Genomic DNA, 13,863 nt, shown 5'->3' with positions numbered 1-13,863 from the left:
TCATGATTCGGCTCCTGCTGGAGAACGAGGCGGATTGCCTCATTCGCCAACATAAAACCGCGTGACCGGCCTCGCCCTGACCTCCCGCGTCGGACCGGAGCCCTCTACCGCGCGAGCGGTTTCGTTCTTCGGCCAAGAGGCGTCATTCGACCCGACCGGTAACCGGCCACATAGCAGTGGCATCCGCCCCGCTAAGCGGCCACTCAACCGCCGGAGACGCACCTTGCTTTCTCTGCATACCGGCACCGTGTTTGACGCGACTTAGGACAACGGCGTCATGGGTTAGGTCGTCCCGCAACAACTTCGCGGATGTATCGCATCTGCGGCGGGAGAGGGTAGCGGTTGTCGCCCCCTGGCAATTGTTCCCGCGTTTTCTTTCGCGGGAACATTCGATCTCGAACTGCCGCGACCGACTCAGAAGCTTGCGCCGTCAGACCTGTACTGACCGTCGTAAGGGCCGGCCGGCAAGCCCTGTCCGGCTTTGTTGACCTAGATCGCGTTTGCCTGCTGAGCCAAAGGAACGTTTGTTACCTGCGTTCGCGGCTTGCGGCGAGTAGACCATGGTTTGTCTGTGGGTCCACAGAGTTTCTGCGGTGGTGCCACTCTTCAGCGCATAGCTGAGTTCGACTGTCACCGATGTCGCTAGAACCGCATACTTCGCATCCCACCGGATGATGGTGACGTACATGATCGAGTCCGCACCGAACATGGGTCATTTTTACATCGGCGCTAACACGAAAGGGAGGGCTTGCCTGCGCATATGACCGCAGCCTTCTCGACGCGACGGCACCAACTGCCAGATGTGGGTTATTATGTGGATAAACATGCGCATTGTTCGCACGGAGAACTCACCATGGCACATGCAGCAACAGGCGGGGCGCGCAAGGCGACGAATGTCACGCTGCCCGTGGACGTGTATGAACGGGCGAGAAGTCTCGGCATCAACTTTTCCCGCACCTGCGAGCAGGCCTTGCGCGAGGCGATTCAGGCCGAAGAAGGCCGTCGCTGGGCTGAGGAACACGCCGAGTTCATCAGGCACACGAACCAGTGGGTCGAAGAGAACGGACTTCCCTTGGCGCAATACCGGATGTTCTGATGGCGCGATTCGACGTCTATGCCAACAGCGGTAGAGGCCGCGCCAGTACACCGTATCTTGTCGACGTGCAAAGCGACTTTCTAGACGGTCTGTCGACCCGCGTCGTCGTACCGCTGATTCAGGCTGATGCTTTTCCGCCCGGGAAGCTCCCGGCGGACTTCTCGCCATCATTCGATATCGGCGGCATCCGGTGCATCCTGCATCCGGCGTTTGTCGCGGCCGTGCCCTTAAGCGAACTGGGGCCGAAGACCGGTTCGCTTGTCGAACACCGTGACCGGATCACGGCCGCGCTGGATCGCCTCCTGGGCGCTTACTGATTATTCTGGACGGTAGACACGCCGGGGCAGGACATTCCCGCTATCTCAGGCGGGGGAATACCAGAGTCGCCGAGCTGCGCCGTCTAGCTTGTCGAGAAGTGTGGCAGCGTGCGAGCACGGTGTTTATGCAACCGGCTGTTGCACAAATTCCCAACGGCGAAAGGCTTGCGCGCGCATGTACGCAGTATTGGCGCACTCTATCGCATCGAAGAGCACATTCGAGGCAAGCCGCCCGAAGAGCGACGGCGCATCCGCCAGGCACACGCCGTTGCGCTGCTTGATGACATGAAGCGGTGGGTTCGAGGCGACGCTTCTCACACTCTCAGCGAAATCGGACACCACCAAAGCGATCCAGTACTCGTTGAATCGCGATACCGCTGGATGCAGAGATAGCCTATCAGCACGACGGCGATCGACACGATCAGCAGTTTTCTCACTTGCTCTCCTGTTTCGATTTTGGTCGGAATCCCATACCGTTTACATCGGGTAGGTCTTGATGTTGATATCGGCTGCAGAGCGATGACGTGCTGATCGTACAGAACGCACAGGAATTGACTGGTTCCGAGACACGCGCGAAGGGGGTGTCTGCCTATATAACGGACGGATCCTGAGCGAAATCAGTGACGTAGTGCCATGCTGAAAAGCGTTCGTCGAGTTGTTTGCGGTAGAGGGCGGCGCAGTGGATGTCTTCGCTCGGCCTACGCTTGTACATCTCGCACCGACTATCCGTAGTACTTGGCATTCTCTAGCCACGCCGCTTAAAGCGCGTCGATGTCAGAAGGCTCGCATGCGCGTCGTCTATCTGAGCCAAGCCGCGCTCGATCAAACGCGGCTGGAGATAACTGAAGCTTAAGCGTACACGGGCTGCACCGCTCGGTCCATGGTGCTTTCCTTCGACGAGTTTCACATTGTGCTTCCGGCGCACCTCGCCGACCAATTCGGCGGAATCGACGCCTTCGGCAAGCGAGACCCAGAACGAAAATCCACCACTCGGAATCTCGTAATCCGGTTTGCAGAATCGGCAGGCCTGTAACAGCCTATGCATTGCGTCGCGCTTGCTCCGGTAGTGCGTCCTTAGGTGTTCGACGTGAGCGTCCAAAGACGACGACTGCAATAAGGCGAGCGCCATATTGCTGACAATGGGACTCACACCTCCATCGCATTTCAGGTGGGCTAGGCGGTCGACAATTTCCGGCTCGGCCAGCACCCAGCCTACGCGAAGCCCGGGGCCTGAGATTTTGGAGAAGCTATGCACATTGATGATGTTGCCACCCGCCTGCAGAATCTCGGGTGACGCGCCATCATAGGGCAACTCGCTATAAACCAGATCCTGCACCAGCCCCACGCCGTTGCGGGACAGTAGAGCCTCCACCTCGACCATATGCCGGTGTGCAAAGTATCGTCCAGTCGGATTGTGGAACGCCGGAGTGGTGTAGTACAACTTGGCTCGCCCCTTTGCGTGCAGCAATGCTTGTTCGAGCAGATCGAGGTCGACACCCGAGGAATCCGCACCTACTTGAACCACCGTCGCCCCCGCAATAGAGAAAATGCGCAACGCGCCGAGATAGGATGGGTCCTCGGTCAGCACGACGTCTCCTGGGTCGATAAAAGCATCGGCGAGCAGTTGCAGGGCTTGTGAAGCGCCGTTCGTCAGAATGACATTGCCACGCGCCATCCGGTACCTTTGGCCAAGCTGTCCGCGCAGTTCGGGAAGGCCATAGGCGTCGGTGTACTGCGGTAGGTCGGAGATGCTGACGCCCGTCTCGACGGAAAGCGGGTTCGGCCATTGCAAGCGGGCGAACGTCAAAGGATCGGGAAGCCCATAGGCGAAGTCGACTGTGTCCTTGCCTGAGGTGTAGTCGAATACCCCATAAGTGAGCGAAGTGCGACTGCGCATCGACATGACTGGCTCCATCGTTGGTTACGCGGCATCGACGGCGCGCTGGAAGCGCGATTGATATTGGCGGATGAACGAGTCGGCAATCGGCATTCCGAACGGCGGAAATTCGGCCGTTGCTCTGGGAGGCGTAGCCAATAGCGTGGCGTTTGCGCCGAGTGCCGGTGTCCAATTCTCGCCAAAGAACACGTTTCCATAGCGTTCGGCCAGCACTGGCATCACGGGATGGAGCATGCTCAGAAAGACGGATACGTGCACCGGCCGCCACGTTTCCGGGCTCGTGCCGAAGCCCGTCGCGACGAAGTATTCGTCAATCAGATCGAGGGCGTTCCAGAAGCGTACCTGGTCCATCGCGGTGATATAACGTTGGACTATGTCGTCGTGCGCCGGCGTAAGACCGCTTCCATCGACATTCGCCGAGTGCAGTGAATCGCGGCGGAGGGCGCTTTCCCACGCAAGGATGTGCGAAGCCGACCGGATCAGTTCGCCGATCTGGAAATCGTTATTGTTGGTGCCGAACGGCTTGGCAATCCGAGCGAGCGCATAGCGCAACACACTCGGGTCGACCTGCCGGGATACTTCATCTGCCCAGAGTGCATGGTCGCGGCTGGTCGAGAATTTCTCGCCCTCCAATTTATAGAAGTCCTGGATCGAATGATTTGCCGGAAGCGGGTAGCCGCGCGCAAGCAGGCTGCCAGTCACGCCGATGGTGTAGTAGAAGCGGTTATCCTGGCCCATGAAAAACAGGAGGCGTGTATCGGGGTCGCGCATCACGGTGTCGTAGTTGACCTCGTCGCGCGCGCACTGCAAGCGGATCCCCGTCTCGAAACACCAAAGCCCTTCGAACCACGTCATCAACGTTTGCCCCGCAATCTTCGCGGGTGCTTCAAGTGTCACACCCCGGTCGAAAATGCGCGACATAGGCAGCGGCCGCAATTCGTCACGCAACCATGCACGCGCTTTACGCTGGATCGTTTGATCCCATTCACTCCCCTTGATCGCATCGTCAAGCATGGCTGCCATGCGAGGGATGTCGAAAACCGCCTGTTCGATGGGGCGAAGCGATAGCGGTTTGCCGCACGACGTGTGGACTGGCGCTCGCAATTTCGAGTGCTGTTGCGCCAAACCGCAGTTTTCGCACAAGTTGCTGTCGGTGGACGCATCGCACGCGGGGCAGAGGCCGACGGCAAGCGAATCGGCCACGAACTCGTCACAGTTTTCGCAGTAGAGTTGATGGCCATCACGCACATCAATGTAGCCTGCAGCTTCCAGCTCGCGAAAGATCTTCAGACTGTTCTGCTTGTGCGTAGCGTCCGTTGTTCTGATGAAGACATCGGGCTCGATGTGCATTGCCCGCAAGCAATCCATTATCTCGTCAATATGCAACTGCGCGACTTCGTCAATCGGACGACCGAGCTTGCGCGCCTTCGCTACCATATAGGTGCCGTGCTCGTCCGCACCTGTGACGTGGTAGGCGCGGTGACCTCTCATGCGTTGAAAGCGAACGAAAAGATCGGTGAGCAGATAGACCCCGCCGATATGGCCGAGATGCAGCTTGCCGTTCGGGCAGGGCGGTGCGGGGCAAACGAAAAAAGTGCGTGTGTTCACGTTAGTCCCACCATATCGATAGAAATTTCAGGCTCGCCGCCGGATCGGCATTGCGAATCGCGTGCTCCTGATTCGGCTCGATATAGAGCAGCGTTGAATCTGCGACTGGCCGCGCCTGACCATTCACCTCGAAGACTCCCTTGCCTGAAACGAGTACCCACAGTTCATGCTCGGAATGGGAGTGCAGATTGACAGCGCCCGCCGGCACGACCTCAACAATCGACGTGCCGAACGCTGTTGTCAGGCCAGCGGGCAGATGTTCGAGCAGCCGGCAAACAAGAACGCCGTATTCCGGCTGCATCATGGATGGGTCAATCTGCTTTGTGTACACGCACATCCTCCGGTGAATTACATTAGGTGCGATAGAAAATGCCATTTGGCGGCTTCAGATCGTGGATATCCGATTCCTTGCCTTCGGGTGGGTTGTAGGCACGCTTCAGTTTGTTGTATTCCGTACGCGTGGGGCCACCAGTTGAGGCGCGCTGGAACACCAGATAGAGCGTGCGGCGCGAACGGTTACTTTTGTTGGGCTGCGAATAGTGCGGCGCGTAGTCGTCGAAGACGAAGATGTCGCCGGCCTTCCAGGGCACGGGTTCCCACTTGAACGTCTCGGCCACTTCCGGATGAATCACGCCGCCGGCGTCCATCGGAAACACACCTTTCTGATGGTTGCCCGGACTGAAGAACAGGCCGCCGTTGTCCGGATCGGAATCGTCGATGCCGATGGCGACCACGGCATGCACCATGCGTTCAGGAATGTTGTGCGGAATGTGATAGATGTCCTGATGCGGACGATAGCCGCCGCTGTCCGGGTACTTGAAGATGAGCAGTTCCTTGAGCATGCGGGTATCTTCATCGAGAAGCGATTCGACAGCCGTCTGGATACGCTTGTCGGCCAACAACAGATCGCGCAGCTCGTTGTTGAAGTCCAAAAAGTTCTCTACCTTTGAAACGATCCTGCGGTCGTCCTCGGTCTTCTCGAACCACATCATCCATTTGCTGTCGCTGATTTCCCAGCGCGAGACATCGTTGACCAGAGCAGAAATCTTTTCGCGGGTGACCGGATCGAAAAAGCCCTCTACTTTTAGATATCCATCTTCGTGCCACTTGGATTTTTGCGTTTCATTCAGCATACGAACCACCTCGTTAAGGAACGGAGTTTTCAAGGAGAAGTCAGGCGGCGAAATGCGCCTTCATTCGCGTGACGCCGAGTAGCACGACATTGGCGAGTACGGCGCCTAGCAGGGCGACGAGCATTGCATCGGCGCCGAAAACGTGAATCAGAACGCCACATAGGAAAGGGCATCCGAACAGACCGATGAAATAGGCAAGCGTAAAGATTTGCGAAGTCACCGGCACCGAAACGGCGTGGTCTCCGGCGAGGTTCACGGCCATGCCGTTCAGGGTCGAGTAGCTCAGTCCGTAGCCCGTGGCGAACAGCGCGGTAGCGACGATATAAAGCGTCGTGCTGCCGTGGTTCAACAGGAACAGTACGAGCGAGGCGCCGGTCAGCAAAAACAATGCGAGCGCCAGTCGCGCGGGCTTGATGCGTCCCATGGTTCTCGCGAGCGACAAGCGCAGTGCCACGCTGGTTATCGTGAACGTCAGGAAGAACAGGTCTGGCCTGAGGTTACGCGAGACGGCATAGGGTGTCTGGTAAGTCGCCAGCCCGGCGAAGACACAGGCTGCCAGTGCGATCATTGCGATCGGCACTGCTGTTGGTGCCCTGAGCAGGGCCAACGTGTCGGTCGCGGTAATGGCCACGCGCGTCATCGGCAAACAGGACCTATCCCTCATCGCCTCGCTGGCGATCTTGACGCAGACTGCCGCCACCGCGCATGCCGCAGCGAACAGAAGGTAGGCCAGCGCGATCGAGCCGGTATGTTGGGCGATCAGGCGGCTCAAAGGCGCCGCCATGCCTAGGCCGGCCATTTGCGTGCCGGAGACGAAGGTCAGGTACTGGATACGCGCGTTGGGGCACAGATGATGGATGATTTGCAGCGGCGCGAGTATGAAGAACACGGACCACCCAGCGCCCAACAGCAAACCGCCTGCATAGACGGCACGAATGTCCATTGGCGCAGCGGCGAAGCAGAGCATGCTGCCTGCCATGACGAGCGAGGCCAGCGCGATGGTCGGCATGACCCCGATATGCTGGGCTATGCGCCCAGCCACGCAGCAGCAGATCATGGTCGAGACCATGCCGCTCGAAATCACGGCGCCGGCGACATCGCTCTTTATGCCCAGGGATTGCAGGTACTCGGGCAGGAGAAAACTCGTCCCGTACGAAGCGGCGATCACCAGTGACGCGATCAGAAACGGAATGAACGCCCGTAATTGGAGGGATGCCGGCAAGTGCTCGGCGTGTGAGATCGCACGCTCGCCAGTCGATAGATAAATGGAGGAGCCAGTCATGCGCTTACGCCACTGCCGGTTGACGCGAGGCCTGAGGCGCGTCGCACAGTACCGATCCTGCTTCAGTCTCCTGATCCTCAAGGCTGTCGAGCAGTTGCCGGTCCGGAACATCCGGATAGAACGCACGACCTAGCAGACTGTTGATGATGCGGCTGTTCCTGTACGCCACCAGCGAAAGATTGACGCTTTGCAGGCCATGCTGCACGCGGCTTTGGTTTTGCAGATACACGGGACCGGGCATTGGCGCATCGAAGCGCACGGCGTAATCGGGATCGAGCGTTGGCAGACCGTCTTCACGGCTTGCGCCGTCGAGCAGCTTCTGAACGAATGGCAAATGGCGCGGCTGAAAACCGGTTGCCAGGATGATTCTGTCCGCGCTTATGCCGTTGCGCTGCGACGTGACGAGCGAGGTCAACCCGATATGCCAGCGACCGCTGCGGCGGGTGATCTCGTCCATTGTCACCGAAGGCAACAGACGAAAGCAGTCGGCTAGCGTGCCATGGACGCTGCGTTCGTACAACGCTTCATAGAGGCGGTTGCACAGGCTGGCGGAGATGCCGTCGCTGGTGAGCTTTTCGCTTTCGACAATGGCCCGGCGCTGCTGGATCGGCAGCGTGTGAAAGCGTTGGCTATAACTGGGCATGTATGCTTCATTGACAAATGCGTTGTCGTCCATCGCAAACAGATTGGCGCGCGACGTCGCCCACGTGATCTTGTCGGGACCTGACTCGGTCAGCATGTGCTCGACGACTTCCGCGCCGCTCTGCCCGCCGCCCACCACCAGCACATGTTCGTCTTCGCTGAACGGTTTCCGGTTAAGGTAGTCGTCTACGTGATAGACCGTCTCGCCAACCACCTGCCGCGCACATGCCGGCACCTTGGGTTCGACGCCGACCCCGACCACTACCGCGCGCGCATGATAGGTGCGCGCGGTAGTGGTCACGCAATAGCCCTTATTGCAAGGCCAGATATCGATCACCTCCTCGCCGAATCGAAGCGTGTCCAGGCATTGCGCGACCCATTGGTAATAGTGGGTGAACTCACGTCGCGACGTGCTGTTTCCACCTTTATTCACGAAACTGTACAGGCGTCGATGTACAGCGAGATAGTTGAGAAAGGAATATGGGCTTGTGGGATTCACCAGGGTCACACAATCCTTGAGCGGCGACACCTGGAGTTGACTTTGGGGCAGCATGAGCCCCGGATGCCAGGAGAATTTGATGCGCTTCTCAAAGAAGAGCGCTCGCAAACCGGTCGGCTGAATGAGCGCCGCGAGGCTTAGATTGAACGGTCCGATACCAATACCGATGACGTCTAGCATGTCCATAGGAACTTGTTCCGCCGTTAGAGGGGAATTGGCCAACCGATATAGTGCAGCGCAATTCCCGTGGACTAAGGTTGAGGCGGTGGTGCCGGCGTACTGCGTAGCCGATGCCCGCTGCAGGAAAACGAAAGCCGTAGATGACGATCGCTTTTCTTCCCAATGGCGGCATTCTGACCAGCACTATGCTTGGTTTGACATTACCTCGGGCCGCCTGAGTGAATCATACGAGGAATTGAGAAGCTGAACACTTTGAACATACGCAAACCTTGCGGTGCGTCAATTGTCCACGCGGCGTTGTCGGATTCAGACGCCGGATCACCCGCAGTCCAAAGAGAGTTGTCACGTTGCTCAGTGGTTCGGATAACATCCGGGACTCAGAACATCGAATCGGTCTATCGTGGTCATCGCTTCCGGCGATCGTCATCAATCGTGTCGTGCGACGGTGAGGCCGGTTGAAAAAAGTGGACGCCAACATTCCGTAAAATTGAGGAATGGAGGCATTGATGAACCGAATCCCAAGGCTGTGTACACGAAGGAATTCCGTGAAGAAGCAGTAAAGCTGGTAATAGCCGATGGCCTCGGCGTGTCCGAAGCCGCGTGTCGATTGTCAATTTCGATGAAGACGTTAGCAAACTGGATTCTGCTGCAAAGGACGGCAAGCTGGAGAATGTTGGGGAGCATCAGAGACCACTGACAGAGGTTGAGGCCGAGCCGGGGCGGGTCAAGCGGGAATTGGCCGAAGTAAAAATGGAGCGCGATCTGTTAAAAAAGTTCGCAATGTACTTCGCGACGGAGTCGCGGTGAAGTACGGCGTAACTGAACAGATGCGACAGCAATATCCAGTGCGTTTAATGTGCCGCTTCCTGGGCGTGTCCAGCGACGACGAATTCAACGCACGACCCCTTGGGGCCGGCCAGATACAGCCATCCCTCATCGGTCGCGACGGACCTGTTTACGGAGAAGTAGTCGGCTATGCGATGAGCGAGCGCATGACAAAACAGCTGGTAATGCGTGCGCTTTTTCGTGCCGTCGCGTCGCACTTATCACCGGCCAGTCTAATTCAGTATACGGACCGCGGCAGTCAGTACTGCGACCATGCCTATCAGAAGCTCCTCAAACAGTCCGGCATGCAGGCATCAATGAGCAGACGCGGAAATTGTTTCGATAACGCACCAATTGAATCATTCTGGGGCTCACTGAAAAATGAGCTCGTCTATCATCGCAAGTTCGCGACCCGCGACCAGGCCCGCAACGAGATCACTGAATACATCGAAATCTTTTACAACCGGCAGCGCACACAGGCGCGTCTGGACTATCTGTCGCCGGCCGCTTTCACGCAGCGATTCCATTTGAGTAAAACCGCTGCTTAACCCGTTGGCGTCCACGAATTCCGACAGACCTCACAGTTGGTCAGGTCGGCCTGTCGCACCAACGGGTGCTTCAGGCTGATCTGCTCTCGCAGCGGCTGGCGGAGAAATCTTGTTTCGGCACAGGCGTCTTCGGACGCATCTGCACCTCGTCGAAAAATGCAGGATTTACGCGTCAATATGCCAGGTTCCCGCAATTCCAACGACACCATTTCGGCCCCAAAGCCATGCCATATAAGGCTCGCCGGATTGTTCAGGCTCGACTGATTAGCCGCCGATTTTCAACTTTAATCTAGAAGGTCGTTCGCATTCCGAATCTAAACACGCGTGCCGTGGAGTTGGGGTATGCCGGTTCCCCGTAATATAGGGCTTGCCCCAACGTGTAAGCGGACCAGTTTTTATTTTTTGTTTGTGCGTACCCGATATATATACTGGTGTTTTTCAAAAGAGAATAAAAAACACCTAGTCCTACAATGTACGAATTTTTTGACTGAGTAATTCCATTCGAGGTGTCAATCAATTTGATAACTTGTGCCATTAATACGGTCGAATGGGTGATTTGGTAGCTCGCCCCAAGATTGGCAATTGCATACCGCAACGAATTATTCAACGATGCTGCGCCAGTTATGATTGAATAGTCATCTTTAGTGTATCCGAGATACACTCTTACCGGCCCAATCGCATAGTTACCGCCGACACCCCATGCTTTGTAATATCCCTGATCCAATCCGTCTCTCTGATAGACATATCCGGCATGAAACGTTACGGGGCCATTGGTGTAATTGATTGCCCCGCTAAAAGTTGTTCCGCCACTTGTAGATTTCGCAACACCGCCGAGACCGTACATCAACCCAACCGAGAATCCATAAATCTTCGGAGATGAGTAAAGAACGGAATTATTAACGCGGCACGTAATGACCTCGGTAAGGAGCGTAGCTTGGACGGTACCATTAGGCAAAGTGCGATCAACGCCCCAGATGCTCCCTCCTAAGCCTCCCAAAAAAACGTCGTTGTCACTCATAGCAAGAAACTCTGGCGAGTATTGACGACCAAAAGTTAAAGTCCCTTCAGGACCTTCGAAGCCAATATACGCTTGCCGGCCGAAAAGTGCACCGCCCTGCTGTATGGTGCCGGCATTAGGCGCGAAACCACTCTCAAGTCTGAAAATAGCTTTGTAACCGTCGCCGAAGACTTCGCTACCCATAAGGCCAAGTCGCGATCCGAACGTGCCGCCATTCGACATTTTAGTTAAGGTTCCTCTGCCCTGATTTGAGATATCAATGAGAACATCTAATGCTCCATATAGCGTAACGCCACTCTGCGCTCGGCTTGAATCGCACGCTAATCCAAAAAATACTCCCATCACCACTGCGTATACCAATTTTATCATTTGGAAGCCGAATTTCTTTTTGCTTCTGATGAGCCAATATCGTGGTCATTGAACAAATCCGACAGAAAGTGGAGTTGGATGGAGTAACAGCCAAATCTATGCCATGCGCACTCCGTTACTATCTTCACGCCTCGATAACTGAGAATTGGGAATCCAGGCCCGGCATGATTCTCCAAGTTGCAGTCGTGAGCCGGGGGGCACCGGGCCTGGCGGGGCAGGTGATCGCTAATAGGAGTTCAGCCGGAACATCGTTAGGCCATCCAGTACGTGAATGCGGAGACTTGCCGCCGATGTTGCAGACCGAGCCGTGCGACGTGCGAAGCCCGCGATGCATGAAAAGCCAACAACATCGCTTAGTCGACCCATTCATGAGCGTTGACGTAGGCAAAGGTCACCATCACCCCGTAGCCCTCGGCCGAACCCGAAAGCGTTGGTACAGTAAAGCGCTGGCCCGACGATGAGGCCAAGCTGTGCACTCATCTCCGAACTGAAGACGTTCGGTGAACTTTTGTTCGTCGTAGATCACCCTCACCATCGAAGCATTGTCCGTGACAGTCGCTCCTGACCTTGGTGTCCTGGTCGCATCCTTACCAGCCTGGCTATGCGCCGCATTGCCGACCTGCTCGATGGCAATGCCAAGATTGATGCGCTCAATGCCGCTTACACTGCGCTGCCTCCGACTGGCTGATGTACTGCTCGCCGAAATCACCATGCTGTGCGGCCGCCACAACCCACGCTGCATGCAGAGGTGTGGAAAGAGGACGCTCGGTTCATCGTCAAGGCCGAGCCTCAAGGGTTCACTCCAACTACAGGCTCCGGTGGCTCAATACGGATGCACCACGCAACGAACTGGAAGATGCTTCGGGCCACTCACGAAGCTGGACGCAACGAATTCGATTTCGCCCGCCGGCTCAATAAGCCGCAACCTCGGGACCAGTTCCTCAAACAAGATGCGCATTTCCATGTTCGCGAGATGCTGACCCAAGCACACGTGGGCGCCGACGCCGAAAGCGAGATGCCGGTTCGGTTTGCGGTCGATATTGAATGCGAACGGCTCAGGGAAGACTTGCTCGTCACGATTTGCCGAGCCATAGCAGAGCATCAGCCAATCGCCCTTGCGGATTGTCCGACCCCGGACGTTGGTGTCGGCAGTCGCTGTACGCATGAAATGACGCACCGGCGATGCGTAGCGAAGGGTTTCGTCGATAAACTGCGGAATCAGCGAACGATCCGCCTGTAGTCGCGGCAGTAGCTCAGGGAAGCGGCTCAACGCCCACATCGCGACCGATATGGACGACGAAACCGTATCATGTCCTGCTGCGGCGATGATCACGTAATAGCCGAGACGGGTCGCTTCATCGATAGGCTGTCCATTGATCACCGCGTTGGCCAGCAAGCTTGCGATATCGTTACGTGGGTTCTTCCGGCGGTCTTCGGTCAGGCGGTCGAAATAATCCTTGAAGTCGGCCACAATGGACAGCAGAGCCTTGCCCATCGCACCGCCCGCATCGCCTTGGCGCTGCACTTCGCGCTTGTATTCGGCATCCTCGCTTCCGAACATCTCCTGAGTCAGCGTCAACATGCGCAGGGAATCCTCCTGCGGAACGCCGAGAATATCCATGATCACGTTCAGTGGGAAATGCAATGCAAAGTCATTCGCAAAATCGATCACTTGCCCGCTGTGATGCAACAGCTTCGCGATCGTCATATTTGCCAGCGATCGAATGCGGTCGTCAAGCTCGAGAATGCTGTTCGGCATGAACCACGACTGTGTCAGCGCACGTAGACTCTTGTGCTCGTCGCCGTCGACGTGCACGAGCGATCGGACGATGTTTGGACTACCGGTGGTGGAAATGACATGCTCAATCGACGCTCTTGGCCTGCAGACGACAGAATAGTCGCCGTTGCGGAACAAGACATTGTCTCGTGAGATCATGGAGACGTCGGCGTGTTTCGTGACCACCCAGAACGGATCATGTCCGTCCGCCATTGCACGCCCGACAGGGTTGTTTGCACGCGCCCAAGTATAGGTTTCATGGAGACGATTGAGGTTGGTATAGGACTGCGGATCAACCAGATGGTTTGCTATGTCTTTCGGTAAGTCGTAATTTGGCATGCTCATGATATTGATAGTGCGGTTTGTTGGTGGACGGGCAGCACCGTCCAGGCAAGAGAAGGGCGCCACTTTCCGCCCCATTTCGCTATTGGGCTCCCCGCGGACTCAATGACTGGTCTCAATTTTTGACGGCCGCTCGCTCGCGTGTACTGAGATCCTTTCCACGGGCTTTGAAGTAGCATTCATGTATAGAGCTTGCTGTCACCCGATATCTGCAGAACGGTCCCCCGTTGGCGTAGGCACTGCAGCGTTCGCATCGGTAATGTGGGTGAACTGGCGTGACGGACGTCGATATCCGCCCGTCGTATTCCTTCATACTATCCGCGGTCTCCC

Annotated in this window: 11 protein-coding genes and 3 pseudogenes; 5 read left to right on the top strand and 9 right to left on the bottom strand. The window is 56.7% G+C overall.

The features are described from left to right. Positions 1-430: 430 nt before the first annotated feature. The gene (locus F6X40_RS26230; RefSeq protein WP_260336618.1) at positions 431-709 is read right to left on the bottom strand and encodes a DUF799 domain-containing protein; all 279 of its coding nucleotides are present in this window, start codon (positions 707-709) and stop codon (positions 431-433) included. A 144-nt stretch (positions 710-853) separates the two neighbouring features. On the opposite strand from F6X40_RS26230, the gene F6X40_RS26225 reads away from it, so the two are divergent. From F6X40_RS26225 to F6X40_RS26215, 3 genes and pseudogenes are all read left to right on the top strand, one after another. After that, positions 854-1,096 carry a type II toxin-antitoxin system CcdA family antitoxin gene (locus F6X40_RS26225; protein WP_184033180.1) on the top strand — a complete coding sequence of 81 codons (243 nt, stop codon included), beginning with the start codon at positions 854-856 and terminating at the stop codon, positions 1,094-1,096. Beyond that, entirely contained in the window at positions 1,096-1,413 is a 318-nt protein-coding gene (locus F6X40_RS26220) for a CcdB family protein (protein ID WP_184072256.1), read from the top strand. The genes F6X40_RS26225 and F6X40_RS26220 overlap by 1 nt, the downstream gene beginning before the upstream one ends. Before the next feature lie 177 nt (positions 1,414-1,590). Then, positions 1,591-1,783: pseudogene (locus F6X40_RS26215) on the top strand (transposase); the annotation flags it as partial. A 375-nt stretch (positions 1,784-2,158) separates the two neighbouring features. On the opposite strand, the gene F6X40_RS26210 reads toward F6X40_RS26215, so the two are convergent. From F6X40_RS26210 to F6X40_RS26185, 6 genes are read right to left on the bottom strand one after another with little or no spacing between them, the layout of a single operon-like run. Next, a complete protein-coding gene (locus F6X40_RS26210; protein ID WP_187629771.1) occupies positions 2,159-3,316 on the bottom strand; it encodes a PLP-dependent aminotransferase family protein in 1,158 nt (385 codons plus the stop codon). Between the two features lie 18 nt (positions 3,317-3,334). Next, a complete protein-coding gene (locus F6X40_RS26205; protein ID WP_187629770.1) occupies positions 3,335-4,918 on the bottom strand; it encodes a class I tRNA ligase family protein in 1,584 nt (527 codons plus the stop codon). A gap of 1 nt (position 4,919) precedes the next feature. Continuing rightward, a complete protein-coding gene (locus F6X40_RS26200) occupies positions 4,920-5,294 on the bottom strand; it encodes a cupin domain-containing protein (RefSeq protein ID WP_262421551.1) in 375 nt (124 codons plus the stop codon). After that, positions 5,272-6,051, bottom strand: a complete 780-nt coding sequence (locus F6X40_RS26195; RefSeq protein ID WP_184072262.1) for a phytanoyl-CoA dioxygenase family protein — start codon at positions 6,049-6,051, stop codon at positions 5,272-5,274. The genes F6X40_RS26200 and F6X40_RS26195 overlap by 23 nt, the downstream gene beginning before the upstream one ends. Before the next feature lie 40 nt (positions 6,052-6,091). Further along, positions 6,092-7,333 carry an MFS transporter gene (locus F6X40_RS26190; protein ID WP_187629769.1) on the bottom strand — a complete coding sequence of 414 codons (1,242 nt, stop codon included), beginning with the start codon at positions 7,331-7,333 and terminating at the stop codon, positions 6,092-6,094. 4 nt (positions 7,334-7,337) lie between these two features. Then, positions 7,338-8,660, bottom strand: coding sequence for a lysine N(6)-hydroxylase/L-ornithine N(5)-oxygenase family protein (locus F6X40_RS26185; protein ID WP_187629768.1), 1,323 nt, complete (start codon positions 8,658-8,660; stop codon positions 7,338-7,340). Positions 8,661-9,160: 500 nt separating this feature from the next. Between F6X40_RS26185 and F6X40_RS26180 the strand changes: the two are divergent. Further along, positions 9,161-10,027, top strand: a pseudogene (locus tag F6X40_RS26180) (IS3 family transposase). A gap of 289 nt (positions 10,028-10,316) precedes the next feature. On the opposite strand, the gene F6X40_RS26175 reads toward F6X40_RS26180, so the two are convergent. Beyond that, the gene (locus tag F6X40_RS26175) at positions 10,317-11,387 is read right to left on the bottom strand and encodes a porin (protein ID WP_262421550.1); all 1,071 of its coding nucleotides are present in this window, start codon (positions 11,385-11,387) and stop codon (positions 10,317-10,319) included. A gap of 298 nt (positions 11,388-11,685) precedes the next feature. Between F6X40_RS26175 and F6X40_RS42595 the strand changes: the two are divergent. After that, positions 11,686-12,136 (top strand): annotated as a pseudogene (locus F6X40_RS42595) (transposase); the annotation flags it as partial. A gap of 101 nt (positions 12,137-12,237) precedes the next feature. Here F6X40_RS42595 and F6X40_RS26170 read toward each other — a convergent pair. Beyond that, positions 12,238-13,536, bottom strand: a complete 1,299-nt coding sequence (locus tag F6X40_RS26170; protein ID WP_187629766.1) for a cytochrome P450 — start codon at positions 13,534-13,536, stop codon at positions 12,238-12,240. Positions 13,537-13,863: the final 327 nt, after the last annotated feature.

It is taken from the genome of Paraburkholderia sp. UCT31 (assembly GCF_014397655.1).
Classification (GTDB): Bacteria; Pseudomonadota; Gammaproteobacteria; order Burkholderiales; family Burkholderiaceae; genus Paraburkholderia; species Paraburkholderia tuberum.
The sequence above is the reverse complement of the archived record's forward strand: the minus strand, read 5'-3'. Positions and strand labels throughout refer to the sequence as shown.